The 17,925-nt window shown below is 63.7% G+C and carries 17 protein-coding genes and 1 pseudogene; 9 read left to right on the top strand and 9 right to left on the bottom strand.

Annotated features, from left to right (window positions below):
- The 3 genes from BU28_RS23415 to BU28_RS0116345 all read right to left on the bottom strand — a co-directional run.
- A partial coding sequence (locus BU28_RS23415; protein WP_036763186.1) for a thiamine pyrophosphate-binding protein occupies positions 1 to 353 on the bottom strand: 353 nt, incomplete at its 3' end.
- Positions 354 to 373: 20 nt separating this feature from the next.
- Positions 374 to 2,026: a GMC family oxidoreductase gene (locus tag BU28_RS0116340; RefSeq protein WP_028720412.1), complete on the bottom strand. Its 1,653-nt coding sequence runs from the start codon at positions 2,024 to 2,026 to the stop codon at positions 374 to 376.
- Between the two features lie 73 nt (positions 2,027 to 2,099).
- Entirely contained in the window at positions 2,100 to 3,407 is a 1,308-nt protein-coding gene (locus tag BU28_RS0116345) for an MFS transporter (protein WP_028720413.1), read from the bottom strand.
- 221 nt (positions 3,408 to 3,628) lie between these two features.
- Here BU28_RS0116345 and BU28_RS0116350 point away from each other — a divergent pair, with 221 nt between their 5' ends.
- The 4 genes and pseudogenes from BU28_RS0116350 (at position 3,629) to BU28_RS25615 (ending at position 5,378) form a co-directional block, all read left to right on the top strand.
- The gene (locus BU28_RS0116350) at positions 3,629 to 4,426 is read left to right on the top strand and encodes an IclR family transcriptional regulator (RefSeq protein WP_028720414.1); all 798 of its coding nucleotides are present in this window, start codon (positions 3,629 to 3,631) and stop codon (positions 4,424 to 4,426) included.
- Positions 4,427 to 4,457: 31 nt separating this feature from the next.
- A pseudogene (locus tag BU28_RS24895) lies at positions 4,458 to 4,631 on the top strand (transposase); the annotation flags it as partial.
- An 82-nt stretch (positions 4,632 to 4,713) separates the two neighbouring features.
- Positions 4,714 to 5,220 carry an IS110 family RNA-guided transposase gene (locus tag BU28_RS23420; RefSeq protein ID WP_051578266.1) on the top strand — a complete coding sequence of 169 codons (507 nt, stop codon included), beginning with the start codon at positions 4,714 to 4,716 and terminating at the stop codon, positions 5,218 to 5,220.
- The gene (locus BU28_RS25615) at positions 5,217 to 5,378 is read left to right on the top strand and encodes a hypothetical protein (protein WP_155992561.1); all 162 of its coding nucleotides are present in this window, start codon (positions 5,217 to 5,219) and stop codon (positions 5,376 to 5,378) included. The genes BU28_RS23420 and BU28_RS25615 overlap by 4 nt, the downstream gene beginning before the upstream one ends.
- Before the next feature lie 216 nt (positions 5,379 to 5,594).
- On the opposite strand, the gene BU28_RS0116360 is transcribed toward BU28_RS25615, so the two are convergent.
- From BU28_RS0116360 to BU28_RS0116380, 5 genes are all read right to left on the bottom strand, one after another.
- Entirely contained in the window at positions 5,595 to 6,320 is a 726-nt protein-coding gene (locus tag BU28_RS0116360; RefSeq protein WP_028720415.1) for an aspartate/glutamate racemase family protein, read from the bottom strand.
- On the bottom strand, positions 6,317 to 7,594 hold the full coding sequence (locus BU28_RS0116365) for an NAD(P)/FAD-dependent oxidoreductase (RefSeq protein ID WP_028720416.1): 1,278 nt from the start codon (positions 7,592 to 7,594) through the stop codon (positions 6,317 to 6,319). The genes BU28_RS0116360 and BU28_RS0116365 overlap by 4 nt, the downstream gene beginning before the upstream one ends.
- 71 nt (positions 7,595 to 7,665) lie before the next feature.
- On the bottom strand, positions 7,666 to 8,607 hold the full coding sequence (locus BU28_RS0116370; protein ID WP_028720417.1) for a tripartite tricarboxylate transporter substrate binding protein: 942 nt from the start codon (positions 8,605 to 8,607) through the stop codon (positions 7,666 to 7,668).
- Positions 8,608 to 8,650: 43 nt separating this feature from the next.
- Positions 8,651 to 10,162: a tripartite tricarboxylate transporter permease gene (locus tag BU28_RS0116375; RefSeq protein WP_028720418.1), complete on the bottom strand. Its 1,512-nt coding sequence runs from the start codon at positions 10,160 to 10,162 to the stop codon at positions 8,651 to 8,653.
- 7 nt (positions 10,163 to 10,169) lie between these two features.
- Complete coding sequence (locus tag BU28_RS0116380) at positions 10,170 to 10,634, bottom strand: tripartite tricarboxylate transporter TctB family protein (protein WP_028720419.1); 465 nt, start codon at positions 10,632 to 10,634, stop codon at positions 10,170 to 10,172.
- A gap of 252 nt (positions 10,635 to 10,886) precedes the next feature.
- Between BU28_RS0116380 and BU28_RS0116385 the strand changes: the two genes are divergently transcribed.
- Positions 10,887 to 11,825 (top strand): LysR family transcriptional regulator, encoded by a 939-nt coding sequence (locus BU28_RS0116385; protein WP_036763188.1) that lies wholly within the window; start codon positions 10,887 to 10,889, stop codon positions 11,823 to 11,825.
- Between the two features lie 53 nt (positions 11,826 to 11,878).
- Here BU28_RS0116385 and BU28_RS0116390 read toward each other — a convergent pair whose 3' ends face one another.
- Positions 11,879 to 12,913, bottom strand: coding sequence for a LacI family DNA-binding transcriptional regulator (locus BU28_RS0116390; RefSeq protein WP_028720421.1), 1,035 nt, complete (start codon positions 12,911 to 12,913; stop codon positions 11,879 to 11,881).
- A 206-nt stretch (positions 12,914 to 13,119) separates the two neighbouring features.
- On the opposite strand from BU28_RS0116390, the gene sauS reads away from it, so the two are divergent.
- The 4 genes from sauS to BU28_RS23425 all read left to right on the top strand — a co-directional run.
- Positions 13,120 to 14,529, top strand: coding sequence for an acylating sulfoacetaldehyde dehydrogenase (gene sauS, locus BU28_RS0116395; protein WP_028720422.1), 1,410 nt, complete (start codon positions 13,120 to 13,122; stop codon positions 14,527 to 14,529).
- Positions 14,526 to 16,052, top strand: a complete 1,527-nt coding sequence (locus BU28_RS0116400; protein WP_028720423.1) for an AMP-binding protein — start codon at positions 14,526 to 14,528, stop codon at positions 16,050 to 16,052. The genes sauS and BU28_RS0116400 overlap by 4 nt, the downstream gene beginning before the upstream one ends.
- A 157-nt stretch (positions 16,053 to 16,209) precedes the next feature.
- On the top strand, positions 16,210 to 17,526 hold the full coding sequence (locus BU28_RS0116405) for an MFS transporter (protein WP_028720424.1): 1,317 nt from the start codon (positions 16,210 to 16,212) through the stop codon (positions 17,524 to 17,526).
- Between the two features lie 95 nt (positions 17,527 to 17,621).
- Positions 17,622 to 17,925: thiamine pyrophosphate-binding protein (locus BU28_RS23425; RefSeq protein ID WP_036763190.1), on the top strand; the 304-nt coding region annotated here is incomplete at its 3' end.

Raw genomic sequence — 17,925 nt, forward strand, 5'->3', positions numbered from 1 at the left:
CGCATCTGCTCCATCTCCTGGAAGCCGCCCTGGCCGATGGTCTTGTTGGCGGCCTGGGGCGTGACCAGCAAAAGCGGGGTGTGGTTCCAGTAGGCGGTCTTGACCGGCGTCACAAAGCCCGTCACCCCGGGGCCGTTCTGCGCGATCATCATCGACATCTTGCCGGTCGAGCGCGTGAACCCGTCCGCCATCAGCCCGGCATTCGTCTCGTGCGCGGTGTCCCAGAACGTGATCCCGGCCTTGGGAAAGAGGTCGCTGACCGGCATCATGGCCGAGCCGATGATCCCGAACGCATGCTCAATCCCATGCATCTGCAGAACTTTGACAAACGCTTCCTCAGTCGTCATCTTCATCAAGGTCTCTCCTCGTATCCTTAGGCAGCTCTGCTGGCACCGGCGCGGCATTGTGCGCCCCCTTCGGCTCCACGGTCCTCAAGGACCATGCGCGCCACTTTGGCCCCAATCATCATTGCGGGCGCATTCGTGTTGCCTGAGACGATCTCGGGCATGATTGAGCAGTCGGCCACCCGCAGGCCGCGAATGCCCCCCACCCGCAAGCGCGGGTCCACCACGGCGCGCGCGTCCGTGCCCATGCGGCAGGTGCCGGTCGGATGATAGATCGTGGTCGAGTTCATCCGCGCCCAGGCCAGCACCTCGTCATAGCCCTGCACATCGGCGGTCGGCCGGAACTCCTCGGAAATGGCGGATTTCAACGGCTCGGTACGCGCGAACTTGCGGGCGATCTCGATGCCGGCGACCAGCGTGTCGCGGTCGGTCTGGGTGGCCAGGTAGTTCGGCTCGATCAGGGGCGCGACCAGCGGATCGGCCGAGCGCAGCGTGATGGTGCCGCGGCTTTCCGGCCGCAGCTGGCAGACCGATTGCGTAAAGGCCGAGAAGGGATGCACCCCTTCGCCGGGGCTGTCGGCGGACCAGGGCTGGATGTGGAACTGGATGTCGGGCGTGGCGAGGCCGGGCCGGGTGCGCAGGAAGCCGAAGACCAGGCTGGCGGCCATGGTCATCGGGCCGGTGCGAAACAGCGCGTATTCCAGCCCGATCCTGGCCTTGTTCATCAGGCTGCGCACCTCGTCGTTCAGCGTCGCCTCGCGGCATTTGAATACCAGCCGGGCCTGCAGGTGGTCCTGCAGGTTGCGGCCGACCTCGGGCGCGTCATGGACGACCGCGATGCCGTGGTTGCGCAGGTGCTCGGCGTCACCCACGCCCGAAAGCATCAGGATCTGCGGCGAGCCGATGGCGCCGGCGCAGAGGATCACCTCGCACGCGGCGCGGATCACCTGATGGCTGCCGTCGGGGCGCCGGATCTCGACCCCAGTGGCGCGGCCGTCCTCGATCACCACGCGGCGCACCTGGGCGTTGGTGACCACGTCCAGGTTCTGCCGATGGCGGATCGGCTTCAGGAAGGCGGCCGCCGAAGAGCAGCGCCGGCCCTTGTTCACGGTCAGCTGGAAATGGCCGACGCCGTCCTGTACCGGGCCGTTGTAATCGGGGTTGTAGGGGATGCCGTTGGCCTTGGCTGCCTCGATCCACAATTCGCAGATGCGGCGGCGCAGACGTGGGTCGGAAACCTGCAGGGGACCATGCGTGCCGCGCCCCTCGCCCTCGCCGCGCTGGAAGGTTTCCAGCTCCTGAAACAGCGGGCCGACCTCGCGCCAGGACCAGCCATCGTTGCCCATCTGCGCCCAGCGGTCGTAATCCTCGCGCTGGCCGCGGACATAGAGCAGCCCGTTCAGCGACGAGGATCCGCCCAGCACCTTGCCGCGCGGCCAGTGCAGCGAGCGGCCGTTCAAGCCGGGGTCGGGCGCGGTCTCGTAGCACCAGTCGAAATCCGGGTTGTGCATGGTGCGGAAATAGCCGACCGGGATATGGATCCAGGGGCTCGAGTCGCGGTTGCCGGCTTCCAGCAGGGTGACGCGGATCGCGGGATCGGCGGAAAGATGGTTCGCGACCACGCAGCCGGCCGATCCGGCGCCGACGATGACGTAATCCGCTGGGTCTGATGCTTGGCTCATCTTGGCATCCTTTGCGGGCTCGCGCCCATGGTTCGGGAGGGAAAACCGGGCGGGGTTGCCGCCCGGCAAGGCTCTAGCCGCGCTCGCGGCGACCGATCAGCACGGCGCAGACGAAAGACACCAGCGCGGCGAAGACGACATAGGCGCAAAGCCAGAACGGGTCGTTGTCATTCGCGGCCATCAGCGCCGTCGCGATCATCGGCGTGATCCCCGAGGCGAAGATGCCCGAGAACTGATAGACGAAGGACACGCCGGTATAGCGCACGCTGGGGTCAAACAGGTCGGCGAACAGCGCCGCCTCGGGGCCGTAGCACATCGGGTAGACGATGCCGAAGGGCAGGGCGATGCCCAGGATCACCAGCAGCGGATCGCCGGTGGACATCAGCGCGAAGGCGGGGAACACGCTGAGCGCCAGCAGAAGCGAGCCGATGGCATAGATGCGCGGCCGCCCGATCCGGTCCGACAGCCGGCCGAAGAACGGGATGCAGACCACCATGACGATGGCGGCGCCACAGACCGTCCACAGCGCAAAGGTCCGCTCCAGCCCGACGTATTTCGTCAGGTAGAGGATCGAGAACACCGCGAAGACGTTGAAGAACACGCCGTCGATATAGCGCGCGCCCATACCCAGCATGACATTGGCGGGATAGCGTTTCAGCATGTCCACGAAGGGCAAGCCCTGGTCCTTGGCCCGCGATTCCGCTTTGGCCTTCTTAAACTCGGGGCTTTCGCCGATGTTGCTGCGGATCCAGGTACCCAGCACGACCAGGACGATCGAGGCGACGAAGGCCGCGCGCCAGCCCCAGGCCATGAAGGCATCGTCCGGCATCAGCGTCAGCAGCGCCATGACGCCCGAAGCCATGAACAAGCCCAGCGACAGGCCAATCTGCGGGATCGAGGCGTAAAAGCCGCGTTTGTTCTCGGGCGCGAATTCATAGGCCATCAGCACGGCCCCGCCCCATTCGCCGCCGATGCCGATGCCCTGCGCCACACGCAGAACCAACAGCAGGATCGGCGCTAGGATGCCGATCTGGTCATAGGTCGGCAAGAGGCCGATCAGCACCGTCGCGCCCCCCATCAAGAGAAGGGTGATGACCAGCATGGTCTTGCGCCCGATGCGGTCGCCGAAGTGCCCGAAGATGACGCCGCCCAGCGGGCGCGCCACGAAACCCACCGCGAAGGTGGCATAGGCCAGCAGCACCGAAATCGTCGGATCGTCCGCCGGAAAATACAGCTTGTTGAAGACGATACCGGCGACGACGCCGTAAAGAAAGAAATCGTACCATTCGATGGTCGACCCCACGAGGCTTGCGAATACGACCTTCTTGACGTCGTTTTCCCGGTCGCCAACCATGTTGGCGCCAGCGGTTGTTACCGCCATGACATCCTCCCTGATGCTGCAGCGTTGTTCGATTGTTCAGCTGTTCCCGGCAAATCCTCCTTTTGCCGGTGAGCGGACGTTGCCTCATGCTGCCAAGCTGTGTCAAAGGTTTTTCGATAGCAGAACTATCATTTTTTCTAAAATCATACTGGGTGTTGGGCGGTTGGAGCGGCGCTGCCAACCATGTAGAGTCGCGCTGACAAACGACGGAAGAGCCGATCATGACGAGCATTCAGGACAAGTCTTCCCTGCCGCCAAGCTTTAGGAATCTGCAGATTCTTGAGGTTCTTGCCAGCGAGGGGCGCCCCCTGACCGCGACCGAGATCAATGCCTCGCTGAACCTGCCTGTGCCGACAATCCACCGGCTGGTCGGCAACCTGGAAGCCGAGGGGTTCCTGACCCGCCATATCGACGGGCGCAGCTATCAGCCGGGACCGAAGCTGCGGCAGATGATGCAGGGCGTCATCCGCTTCTGGCACCAGGACCTGCCGCAGCGCGACGTTCTGATTCGCCTGAACCAGCGCCTGGGCGAGACCTGCAACCTGTCGATTCCCGACGGCGACGCGATGCTCTACATCGACCGGGTCGAGACGCACTGGCCGCTGCGCATCCAGCTTCGCGTCGGCTCGCGCGTGCCGCTGCACGCCACGGCGGGCGGAAAGATGTGCCTGTCGCTGATCGACCAGGACAAGCTGGACCGCTACCTGAAGCGCGCCGAACTTCAAGGCTACACCACACAGACCATGACTGATCGGCACCAACTGCGCGAGGAACTGTGCCGGATCCGCCAACAGGGCTATGCGACGGACTCTGAGGAATGGGTGCCAGGTATGATCGCGGTCGCCGTGCCGGTTCTGGGCAGTTCGGGACAGTTGATCGCCACGGTCTCCTTCCATGCCCCGGTCCAGCGGCTCACGCTGGCCGAGGGGCTGAAGTATCTGCCCGACCTGCAGGCGGCTGCCGAGGAATTGACGCGACTGATGGGCGTTGTTGCGGAGGTCCTTGCCAAGCAGGATTAACACGGCGCATTCATTAGTTTAATGGTCTGTGATGACCCGCTCCGCTCCTGCCCGCTACCGCACAACGAACTCAAAACTCTATAACGATGCGTTGCGGCGACGAGGGTCTCTGCTGATCTGGCTGGACAAGGACATGGTGTGGCGTGCGCCGAAGGCCGGTTGCAACGGTCGACCTCCCGTGTTCAGGAATGCAGCAATCCAATTCTGATGGGGTGGACACCCCCGCCCGACGGCATCGCAATGTGCCAAGGTGGTGATGTCGAAATCGCCACATAGAAGGGGTGTCCATGGAAGATATTACCATAGTCGGGATTGATCTGGCCACGAGCGTTTTCCAGGTCCACGCCACCAATGCAGAGGGTCGTACTATCGTCAGGAAGCGGCTGCCGCGCACGCGTTTTCTGGCCTTCATGTTCGCAGTTCCGCCGTGCGTTGTGGCTGTGGAAGCCTGCGCGACATTGCATCATTGGGCGCGGGAGTTGCAGGCGCTCGGTCATGACGTCCGCCTGATCCAGCCGACTTATGTCAAACCGTTCGTCAAGCGGCAGAAAAACGACGCGCATGACGCCGAAGCCATTGTCGAAGCGGCGCTGAGACCGTCGATGCGCACCGTTCCGGTGAAATCGCCGGAGCAACAGGCTCTCGCTATGCTGTTCCGAACCCGCGAACTGCTGCTCGTGCAAAAGACCCAACTGGTGAACGCATTGCGCGCCCATCTCGCAGAGCAAGGGGTGATCCTGGCCGGGGGGGGCGCCGATCTATCACACCGTTCATCAAGCTTCTCGAGGATATGACAACAGCGCTTCCGCAGATCGCGCGTGAGGTCGGCGCCCTGTATCTGGACAGGATCGCCCGAACCTCTGGCGAGATCGAAACGCTGGAACAGCAAATCGACGAGCATGCCCGGGAGCACGAAACCGCTCGACGCCTGCGCACGGTTCCCGGTGTTTGACCGGTTATTGCCATGGCCCTCAAGGCGTTTGCTCCTGCGAGGGAGGGCTTCGCGCGCGGCCGGGATACATCGCATCACGCGACCCGGTTATTCAGAAAGCAGAAACATCCACTTCCGTGTAGCACTCATCAAACGTCACAATGCTCAAGGCATCGCCGAAATCGAACGCCAGGCATGAGTTCAATGGGAAAGGGGCGTGTCTCCTATTCGGTCTCGCTATGAAAACCCCTTGTATGCTTGCCGAAGCGCCGCCTCGTGGATCATCCCCGATAGCGTCACCAGGTCGAACACCGGCAGGTCCAGAGCCTGCTGCAAGCTTCGGGCAAAGGGCGGAAGGTCGGTGCATTCCAGCACGATTGCCCGGATCGCCGGATTGCGGGTGACAAGGGCGCGTCCGGCGGCGATGATCTCTGCCTCTACCTTGTCCAGATCCATGTCATTGCGTTCATTGCGCAGGATGACGCTGGCGAATTCCAGCGTGTCCTCCAAACCCTGTATTTCCAGCGGTACCCCGTCCGCTCCGACGCCGGCCAGATGGCTTGCTGTCAACGCGCTGGCCGAAGCCGTCAGCACGCCAACGGGCGCGCGGGTCATCTGCCAGACCAGGGGCACCTGGATCAGTGACGACAGAAAGACGGGAATGCGTACGGATTCGGCGATTTCGCGCTGGAACAGCGCCAGGAACCCGCAGGAGCCCGTGATTGCGTGGACGCCCTGGCGTTCCAGCCTTTGTGCCGCCTCGATCAACCGTCCGACCATGGCCGGGCCTGGGCGGTTCAGCAGTTCCGGGACGGTGATGCCGTCGAGGATCTCGTAGGCGGCGGTGAACGGCAGGCTGGAGGGATTCTTGATATGCCCCGGAGGTTTCGGGAAATAGCTTTCCAGCGAAAGCACACCGATGGAAATGCCATAGATGTTGCGGCCGCCGCGCTGCACGGTCATGCGGGTTTCTCCTGTCGTCCAAGAAAGCGGAAACGGTCGGCGCGGAAGGGCGCCAGATCGACCGAGGGCATCTCACCCGCCGCGAGTTGGGCGATCAACCGGCCGGTTGGTGCGCCCCCGGACAGACCAAGGTGGCTGTGGCCAAAGGCCAGCAGGATGTTGGAGCATCCTGGCATCCGTCCGATTACCGGCAAAGAATCCGGCAAGGACGGGCGGTGGCCCATCCACTCTGCCGCGTTTTCGACATTCAGCGCCGGAAAGATCTCTCGCCCCAGAACCGCCAGGTTGCGGGCCCGACGATGGTCTGGCGCGGCGCGTAGGCCCGCCAGTTCCACGGTTCCTGCAAGGCGCAGGCCGCCTTCCATGGAATTGGCCACCACCATGCGGCCGGCCTCCATCAGCGTATTGTTGACCTGCACTCCGGGGTTGGGAATGGTCAGGTGATAGCCCCGCTCGGTTTCCAGCGGAATGCTCAGCCCAAGCGGCCGCAGCAGCCTTGCCGACCACGCGCCGGCCGCGACCACCACCTTGGCAAAGGCAAGCGCGCCTTGCGGGGTTTTGATCTCGATACCCCCCGGGCCGGGACGCAGCCCGGCGACGTCGCACCGCAACGCCTGTCCGCCCTGCCGGACCACGCGCTCTGCAAGCACGCGCAGAAGCCTTTGCGGATTGACGCTGTGGCCCTGCCCGTGGATCACTACCGCCTTGCGGTAGCACGGCGAGACATCGGGTTCCAGTTCCCGCAACTCGCTGGCCCCGACAAGCTCGATATGCGCGCCTCGTTCTCGCCGAAGCCGCAGGCCGAGGGCATTCAGATCGGCCTGCGCCTCATCGCGGTAAAGCTGGATATAGACGCAGCGCCGGACCAGCGCCTCGTGCCCGCTGCCGCGCAGCAGGTCTTCGTAAAGGTCGACGGTCGGCGCATAGAGGCTGCGCAGGGCGTCGGCCTGCGCCGCGATCCTGCCCGACCGGCCGGCATGCAGAAAGCGGGCCAGCCAAGGGGCGGCCGTCGGCAGATGAGGCAGCCGGATCGCCATCGGTCCCAACGGGTCCAGCAGCCAGCCGGGAACCGACTTCCACAGCCCGGGCAGGGATTCCGGTACGCAGGACCACGGTGAAAGGTTTCCGGCATTGCCGTATGAGGCCCGCTGGTCGTCGGTTCCGGCCCGGTCCAGGATGGTGACGCGAAAGCCCTTTTCCTGAAGGTAAAGCGCCGCGCAAATGCCAATGATACCGCCGCCGACGACGGCGATGCTTCGTTCGTCCGGTGTCATGTCCATTCCGAATTGTCAGTGCTGCCGGAACCGGCCAAGGGCGCGCGACGGGCGCGCGCCCGATTGGCCGTTCATTTCCGCATTTCGGCGGCCGCTTCGGCCATCATGCCGTAGGTGTCGCGCATGTCCGCGACCCATTCGTCGCCGTGGCGGAAATCGACCTCGGCACCGATATTCTCGAATGCCTTGACGACCTGGGGATCCTGCATCGCCTGCGCGCTAGCCTCGACCAGCTTGTCCACGACCTCCTGCGGTACGCCCTTAGGCGCGAAGATGCCCGACCAGCCTTCGAAATCGCCCTTGATGCCAAAATCGGCAAAGCTGGGCACACTGGGAAATTGGTCTGACTTCTTGTTCACCACCAACAGGCGGGCGCTGCCCGACTTGAGATGCGGTTCGAAGGCGGGGGGAAAGGACACGGCGGAATCGATGTGGCCGCCGATCAGCGATACCATCGACTCGGCGGTGGTATTGGCGTGCACGTAGTCGACCGTATAGCCCGCCTGCCGCGCGACGATGCTGGCAAGGATCGTCCCCGACGAGGCCGCGCCCCAGGAGCCTTGGGTCAACCGCTTGTCCTTGGCGCCCTGCACGAATTCCTCGAAGCTGTTGTAGGGGCTGTCCTTGCCAACAAGGAGACCCAGCGGGACCGCCGACAGCTTCACCACCGGGGTAAAGCTGTCGAAGTCATAGGACACCTGGCTGAAATTGGGCGTGACCTGCACATTGCTCAGCCCGGCGTTCACCAGCGTATAGCCGTCGGGCTTGGCATTGACGACCTCGGTCGTGCCGATAACCCCGGTGCCGCCGGCCTTGTTGACCACCGCGACGGGCACGCCCAGGATCTTCTCGACCGCATCGGCCCAGACCCGCGTGGTCAGGTCGGAATCGCCGCCCGCGCCCCAGGGTACGATCACCCGGATGGGTTTTTCGGGAAACTCGGCCGCGGCCGGCATCGCAAAGGCCGATGCGACGGTGCCGATGGCGGCAAGAAGGGCAAGCTGCTTTTTCATTCTTGATGCTCCTGTTGGAAAAGGTATCGACTGGCCGGACCGGCTATTGGTTTGCCGCGAGCGTGCGCAAACGCGACTTGCGGTTCATGCGGATCGCCGACCAGACCGACAGCGCGGCAAGGACGATGAACCCCCAGCCGATGGGCGAGGCCAGCAGCAGGAAGTAGTCGCCGCCGACGATGGAGACTGCCTGGTCAAGGTTCTGCTCGAATATCGGCATCAGGATGAAGCCGATGATGAAGGCGGCGGGGTTCAGCCCGACAAGGCGCATTCCATAGCCCAGGACGGTAAAGACCAGCAGGATCAGGATGTCGTTCAGGCTTTGGTTGGTGCTGAAGGCGCCGATCACGGCAAAGGCAAAGACGCAAGGGAAGATGAAATAGGTCTTGATCGAGGCCACTTTCATCCAGAACCGGAAGCCGAAGCGCGCGATTACCAGCAAGAACAGGTCCACCATCAGGAAGCCGGCAAAGATGGCGTAGATGGTGTCGGTATGCTCGTAAAAGATCGTCGGTCCCGGGGTGATTCCGTGGATCAGGAAGGCCCCCATCAGCAGTGCGGTCACGTCGTCGCCAGGAATGCTGAGCGTCAGCATCGGGATCATGCTTGACCCGCAGACAGCGTTGTTCGCGGATTCCGCCGCCGCGATCCCGTGCAGCGAGCCCTTGCCAAAGCTTTCCGGCTCCTTGGACGCCCGTTTGGCCTCGCCATAGGCCAGGAACGCAGCCGCGCTCGACCCCAAGCCCGGCAGGGCGCCGACCACGGTGCCGATACCCGTCGACTTCAGGATCGTCCCGAAAACCGAATGGTATTCGCGAAAGCTGAGCCGGTTGTCGGCGGGATTGGGCGAATGCTTCAGGACCAGTTCGTGCTGCGGGATCTTGCGACGGCGGACTCCCTCGATCACCTCGGGCATGACCAGGACCCCGATCAGCAGGGGCAGAAAGGTGAAGCCGCTCAGCAGCTCGGGGATTCCGAAGGTCAGGCGCGCTGCCCCCGTTACCGCCGACATGCCGACCATCGCGAACAGCATTCCTAGGCAGCAGGACAAAAGCCCCCGAGGCACCGATTCCCCGGTCATCGAACCGACCACCGTGAAGGCAAAGACCAGCAGCCAGACCTTTTCGATCGGACCCGCCTGCAGGGATAGCAGCGAGATCGGCGCGGCCACGAAGATCAGCACCAGTGTCGCCAGAACCTCGCCGGTGACCGAGGCGTAAAGCGCCAGGCACAGCGCCTTGCCCGCCTTGCCGGCCCGCGCCAGCGCGTGCCCGTCGAGCGAGGTCAGGAAGGACGCCGCCGCGCCGGGCGTGTTGATCAGGATCGCCGAAATCGAACCGCCATAGATCCCGGCCTTGTAGACCGCCAGCAGGGTCACGATGCCCACCACCGGATCGAAATAGAAGGTCACGGGCAGCATGATCGCGATGGCCATGATCCCCGAAATGCCGGGGATGGCGCCGAAGACGATGCCGACGCAGACCCCAAGCGCGATGCCCAGCATCGGCGCGGGCGCCAGAACCGCGGTGAAGCCGTCGATGATGTTGGTCAGCATGGCGATCTCACAACGACCATTCGGGCAGATAGACCCGGATCAGTTCGCGGCAGCCGTAGAAGGTGATGACCGGAATGATGATGGAGACAACCGCCATCGCAAACCAGGATCGACCGCCCAGCAGGACGGCAATGGCGAACATCGCGGCCGAGGTGGTGACGACGAAGCCCAGCGTGGGCAGAAGCCACCAGTAGGCAGCGAAGATGCCCACATAGACCAGCACACCGCCCAGGCCCTCGGTCGCGATCATTTCCTGCGGTGCCAAGGCACTTTGCGCGATGATCTGCCGCAACGACGTTATCGCGATCATGGCCGAAAAGATCAGGATGAACCCCGCCACGACACGCGGCATGAACATCGAGCCGAGCTGCGTTTCGACCCCGCCTTGGGCCAGCTCGCCGCGGCTCAGGATCAGGATGGCGGCGGCGATCAGGACCGAGCCCAGCACGACATCGACATAACGCCGGTTCATGGTTGCCTCCGCGACCAGCCCGTGCGCATCCCTCCGCCCGGCCCGCGATCTGCCTGGCCGGGCGTCCATCTGTTCATGGTGATTGTCTTTCGGCGAAACAAAGCTGCCTCCTTGTCGCTGAGACGCCGGTTAATCCCTGCGCCTGTCTTGTTACCCGCATGATAGGACGTAGAAATCCATAAAGTCGAATTTGAAAATTCTTCCTAGGTAAAATATTTTCTTATATTGTGGGCGCGATCACTGGAGGTGACGATGAACAGCAAGCAACTTGTCGTCTTTCGCGAGGTCATGCGGACCGGCTCGTTTTCCGAAGCATCCCGGACTCTGCACCGCACGCAGCCAGCGATCAGCGCGATGATTGCCAGCCTGGAAGCGGAGCTGGGCTACAAGCTGTTCCTGCGGCACTCGGGCCGGCTCGTCCCTGTGCCCGAGGCCCATTATCTGTTCGAGGAAGCAAACGAAATTCTGGAGCGCTTGCGCAACGTCGAGCAGAACATGAGCCGTATCGGCAATCTCAAACAGGGAGAGCTGCGGATCGTTTGCATGCCCGGACCCTCGGTGATCCTGGTCCCGCAGCTTGTAACGCGCTTTCTCAGGCAGAAACCGGATGTGCGCATTTCGCTTTTGACGCGCAGCTCCCTGCAGGTGCGGCATCTGGTGGCCACCCAGAAATTCGACCTCGGCCTTGCCGATCTTAGTGGCCAAGCGGCGGAAGATTCGAACCTGCTCCGTTTCGAGCCTGTGACTTACGAATGCGTGTGTGCGCTGCCAAAGGACGATCCGCTGGCGTCCTGCGCGGTCATCACGCCGCAGGACCTCGGAAAGCGCGACATCGCGGCACTTTTTGCCGCGCATTCCACCTATAGCCGCACGGCCGAGGCCTTTGCTTCACAAGACGTGCCGTTCCGTCCTCGCTTCGAAACGCAATATTTTTATCCTCTGCTTTCCTTCGTCGAAGCCGGACTGGCCTGTGCGATCATCGACCCGCTCAGTGCGGAAAGCTATCGGCTGTCGCACGGGGATGCCGGAAAGGTGACATTCCGCCCGTTCCAGCCAGTCGTCCCTTTCACCGCTGCCGTCGTCATGCCGCAGCATCGCCCCTTGTCCAAGCTAGCCGAATCCTTAGCAGAGATACTGCGCGCCGATCTTGACGCTCACCAACGAAGATACTCGGAACTAAGCTACGGCTGACGGACCGCCCTTGGCCTAACTCGACACAACGCATCATGCGTTGATTTTTAAAATTACGGGATCAAGTCTGACAGTTCAGCCGCAATTGCCGTACTGCTGCGCATGATCAATTCCAGTTCGATCCGGCTACGGATCATGTAGCTTGGGTCGGATGCTCTGAGCATCGCAAGAATCTCTTTCCCAGCCGTGGCTCCTACTTCCTGCGCGGGGATGCGCACCGTCGTCAGCGCCGGCTCCATCTGAGCGGAGCCGGCGAAATCGCCGATGCCGATCACCGACAGGCTGGCGGGGACCGCAATTCCCAGCCGCGCCGCGGCATAGATGGCCCCCTGCGCGATCACGTCATTGGCGCAAAGCAGGGCGCTCGGCCGGTTCTCGCCGGCCAGCAGATCCAGGCAGGCGGCCTTGGCCTGGGCGATGCTGTAGGGCACCTCGACCTGCCAGTGGTCCTGCAATTCGATCCCGGCGGCGCGGAACGCTGCCATCGCCGCCGTCTTGCGGTCCCGCGCCCTGTCGTTGTCGAAGGTGGCGGGAAAGACCATGCCGATGCGGCGATGACCCAGCGCCACCAGATGCTCGGCCGCCAGCCGCCCCGCCTCGCGATTGTCTACGCCGATGCAGGGCAGCGGAGAGTTCGCCAGGTAGTTCCAGATCGCCAGCAGGGGCACGCGCTGCTCTTCGATCAGCCGGAAGGTGCCGGGGCTGTGATCCAATCCGACCACCGCCAGCGCATCGACGCGATGCTCCAGCAGCTTGCGGACCAGCCGGTATTCGCTGTCCAGGTCGTAACCGTGCGAGGCCAGCAGCAGGGTGAACCCCTGTGCGCTGACGGTGTCGTTGAACGCCTGCACCACCTCGGCAAAGATGGTGTTGGCGACGGTCGGCACCACCAGCCCGATCGTTGCGCTGCGCTTGCCGTGCATGGCCTGCGCGGCGCGATTGCGGATATAGCCGGATTTCTCGACCGCCAGTTCGACCTTCTTGCGGGTCGCCGGATGCACCAGGTCGGGATGATTCATCACCCGCGACACAGTGGCCGGTGAAACGCCTGCAAGCTTGGCGACGAAAACGATATCTGGCTTAATCATCAGATTTTACAAGCCTAATTTCATCAATCATGAGAATAGATGAAAACATTTGCAAGAGTATTTTCATCACCTAAGGTCAACGATCACGGCAAGAGGAAACCGTGCCAGACCAACATTGCAGACATGGTGAGACCCGGTTTTCAGGGCCGCTGATCCATTCACCTTCCCGGCGGGCAGCCTGCCGGGAACCGGAGTAAGTGACAGGTATGAACATCTCGAACGATATTCTCTCGGTCGACGCAGCGATGGCGCGGGCACGCAGGGCGCAGGCCGAATACGAGGCAGGGGGCAGCCAGCATCGCTATGACCGCGCAGCCTTGGCCGCCGGCTGGGCCATCATGCAGCCCGAGCGCAACCGACAACTGGCCGAGCTCGCGGTCCACAGCACGGGGCTTGGCAATGTCGCCGACAAGGTCGTTAAGAACCACCGCAAGACCCTGGGCCTGCTGCGCGACATCCGCGGCGTGGCCACGCATGGCATCCTGTCCGACGACCCCGAGACCGGCATCACCGAGATCGCCCGGCCCATCGGCGTGATCGGCGCGGTGGTACCCTCGACCAACCCGGCGGCGACACCGGCGAACAACATCATCAACGCGCTAAAATGCGGCAATGCCATCCTGCTGTCGCCCTCGCCCAAGGGCGTGGCCTGCTGCGAGATGCTGCTGGGCTTCATCCATGCCGAATTCGACCGCATTGGCGAGGACCGCGACCTGGTGCAGATGCTGCCGGGCCAGGGCAGCAAGGCCAAGACCCAGCGCCTGCTGGAGACCGCCGACCTGGTGGTGGTGACCGGCAGCCAGGACAACGTGCGCCGCGCCTATCAGAGCGGCACCCCTGCCATCGGCGTCGGCGCCGGCAATGTCGCGGTGATCGTGGACGAAACCGCCGACCTGACGGCGGCCGCCGGCAAGATCGCCGCCTCCAAGACCTTCGACAACGCCACCTCCTGCTCGTCGGAAAACGCGCTGATCGTGGTCGATGCAGTCTATGACGCCTTCCTGGCGGCGCTGGCGGCCGAGGGCGGCGCGGTGCTGGCGCCGTCCGAGGCGCCGGGGATCGTCGCCCGGCTCTGGCAGGACGGGCACATGAACCGCGAGATCATCGCCAAGGATGCCGAGGTGATGATCGACAAGCTGGGGCTGACCGGCAAAGTCCCTCCCGGTACCCGGCTGATCGCGGTCGAGACCGAGGGCATCGGCCCCGACCATCCGCTGTCGGGCGAAAAGCTCAGCCGCATCGCCGCGCTTTACCGCGCCCGCGATTTTGACCATGCGGCCGAGTTGGCGCGGCGCATCCTGTTGCATCAGGGCGCCGGCCATTCGGTCGGGCTGCATTCGCGCGACACGGACCGCCCGATCTGGCTGGGGCGCGAGTTGCCGGTCTGCCGGGTCATCGTCAATCAGGCGCATTGCTTCGCCACCGGCGGCGCCTTCGACAACGGGCTGCCCTTTTCGCTGTCGATGGGCTGCGGCAGTTGGGGCGGCAATTCCATCGACGCCAACCTGAACTGGCGGCACTTCATGCAGCGCACCCGCGTCGTGCGCCCGATCCCGCCGCGCGAGCCGACACTGGACGAGATCTTTGGCGAATATTGGCAGGAGATCGGGCAATGAGGCTGGATCCGCACTACCCGCCACAAGGCACCGTCCGCGACTGGATCGACCTCCGCGCCGCCGAGCGGGGCGACGCCATCAGCCATATCTTCCCCGGCGACGGCGGGACACTGACCTGGCGCGAACTGCGCGACGAGGCCGCCCGCATCGGCGGGCGCCTGGCCGGGCTGGGCCTGTCGCGTGGCGACAGCGTGGCGCTGATGATGCCCAATGGTCGCAATACGGTGCTGGGGCTGTTCGGGGCACTCTACGGTGGCTTTCGCGCCACGATGATCAATCTGGTTGCCGGAGCCGAGGCCGTCGGCTACGCGCTTTCGCATTCCGATGCTCGGGCACTGTTGCTGGATCCCAGCCAGCGCGAATTGCTTGAGAACGCTCTGACCGCCCATCCCGCCGACCCCATGGTGATCGAGGCCGGGGACGACTTCCGCTGGCCTGCCGGTTGCGAACCGGCACCGCCGCATGCGCATGACGCCGACCACGATGCGCTGCTGATGTATACCTCGGGCACCACCGGCCGACCCAAGGGCGTGCTGCATAGCCATGCCAGCTTGCTTGCCGGCGGCTGGACCACGGCGCTGGCCCACCAGCTTCGACCGGAAGACCGCGCCATGTGCGTATTGCCAGTCTATCACATCAACGGGCTTTGCGTGACCATTCTGGCGCCGCTGCTCTCGGGCGGCTCGGTGGTCGTGTGCGAGCGCTTCTCGGCCAGCCAGTTCTGGAACAGTTGCGAACGGCATGGGGCCAGCTGGTTCTCGGCGGTGCCGACGATCATCTCGCATCTGCTGCATGGCGAGGGCGAGCCGTCGCCCGAGGCCAGGGGGCGGCTGCGCTTTGGCCGCTCGGCTTCGGCGGCACTGGCGCCCGAGGTGCAGTCGGGATTCGAGCGCCGCTTCGGCATTCCCATCGTCGAGACCATGGGCCTGACCGAGACGGCGGCGCAGATCCTGTCGAACCCGCTGCCGCCGGGCCAGCGCAAGATCGGCTCGCCCGGCCGGGCGGTGGGCAACCAGGTCGCGATCCTGTCGCCCGACCTGCGCCCGCTGCCGCCCGGAGCCGAGGGCGAGATCGCCGTGCGCGGCGCCAATGTCATGCGGGGCTATCTGGGCGACCCGGCCGCGACCGCAGCCACGCTGACCGAGGACGGCTGGCTGCGCACCGGCGACCTGGGGCGCATGGACGAGGAGGGTTATGTCTTTGTCACCGGCCGCCTCAAGGAACTGATCATCAAGGGCGGAGAGAACATCGCCCCGCGCGAGATCGACGAGGCGCTCTACACCCATCCCGACGTGATCGAGGCCGCGGCCTTTGCCCGCAAATGCGCCCGCTATGGCGAGCGGGTCGAGGCGGCCGTCACCCTGCGCCCCGGATCAGCCCTGCAGCCGCCTGAGCTGATCTCGATCTGCCAGCAGCGACTGGGAGAGTTCAAGTCCCCCGAGGTGATCCACTTGATGGCAGAGCTGCCCAAGGGCCCCTCGGGCAAGATCCAGCGCCTGAAGCTGGCGCAGCTGACGCAATAGTGCCCAAGCGGCAGGAAGGAGGCCTCATTTCGCAAGAATACGGCTCGGCGCAAAGCGCCCGAAGACCCGTCGGAGGAGGACGGGACTTCAACAGAGGGCCGCGCGACGGGCCGAAGACGGACGTGCCAACACTTCCAGCATAATCCAGGGAGGAGACATGCTAAGGCTTACCCGATTCAGGACTACGGACCGCGTTCTGTTCGTCATCTGCCTGATGTATCTGGTCACCTATATCGACCGGGTGAACATCAGCACCGCTGCCCCCGCCATGCAGGCCGAGCTGGGCCTGTCGAATTTCGAGCTCGGGCTGGCATTTTCCGCTTTCGCCTATCCCTATGCACTGTTCCAGATCCTGGGCGGCCGCCTGGGCGACCGGCTGGGGCCACACAAGACGCTGATCATCTGCGGTCTGGTCTGGTCGACCGCGACGGTGATGATCGGCTTTGTCGAGGGCGCGGTATCACTCATTGTTGCACGCGTATTGTTGGGCATGGGCGAAGGCTCTGCATTCCCAACCGCCACCCGTGCCCTGTCAAACTGGATGCCGGCCGAAAAGCGCGGCTTCGCACAGGGCATCACCCATGCCTTCGCGCGCTTCGGGAACGCACTGACGCCGCCGCTGATCGCCTTTCTGATCATCACGCTGTCCTGGCGTCATGCCTTCATCATCGTCGGCCTGATCAGCTTTCTCTGGGTGGGGCTGTGGTGGTGGTATTTCCGCGACGATCCGCGCAGGCATAAAGGCATCACCCCCGAGGAAGTCGAGAATCTACCCGACCAGAAGATCGTGGGCGAGCGCAAGACCCTGCCCTGGGTCCGGCTGCTCAAGCGAATGCTGCCAGTGACGATCACCGATTTCTGCTATGGCTGGACGTTGTGGCTGTTCCTGAACTGGATTCCATCCTATTTCCTGCATCAGCACGAACTGGACCTGAAGAAATCCGCTATCTTTGCGGCCGGCGTGTTTCTGGCCGGGGTGGTGGGTGACCTAGCAGGCGGCTGGCTCAGCGACGGCATCCTGCGCCGCACAGGAAACGTGGCGCTGGCACGTATCAGCGTCATTGTCCTGGGCTTTCTCGGCGCGTTCGTGTGCATGTTGCCGGTGATGTTCTCGACGGATCTGGTGACGGTGGCGATCAGCCTTAGTGCAGCCTTCTTCTTCGCCGAACTGATCGTGGCACCGATCTGGGCTACGCCAATGGATATCGCGCCGCAATATTCGGGGACAGCCAGCGGCTTCATGAACTTCGGGTTCGGACTGGCGGGTATGATCTCGCCCGTCGTGTTCGGGTTGATCATCGACATGACCGGGCGCTGGGACCTCCCCTTTGCCGCCTCGCTGGTCCTGCTGATACTGGGCGCGGCCACGGCGCTATGGATTAGGCCAGACCGACCGTTTCACGATAACGACAGCCAAGAAGACGATGACGAGGTGAGGCCGAAACTGGCGGTCACTGTGGTCGGCCAAGAGTAGCCTAGCTGGCAGGGTTGGCGGGCTCAATCGGTCCCGCCAACCGCATCACCATCTTGGAATGACAGAGCTGCCTAAGGATACGAGGAGAGACCTTGATGAAGATGACGACTGAGGAAGCGTTTGTCAAAGTTCTGCAGATGCATGGGATCGAGCATGCGTTCGGGATCATCGGCTCGGCCATGATGCCGGTCAGCGACCTCTTTCCCAAGGCCGGGATCACGTTCTGGGACACCGCGCACGAGACGAATGCCGGGCTGATGGCGGACGGGTTCACGCGCTCGACCGGCAAGATGTCGATGATGATCGCGCAGAACGGCCCCGGGGTCACCGGCTTCGTGACGCCGGTGAAGACCGCCTACTGGAACCACACCCCGCTTTTGCTGGTGACGCCCCAGGCCG

The organism is Paracoccus yeei ATCC BAA-599, assembly GCF_000622145.1.
Taxonomy (GTDB): Bacteria; Pseudomonadota; Alphaproteobacteria; order Rhodobacterales; family Rhodobacteraceae; genus Paracoccus; species Paracoccus yeei.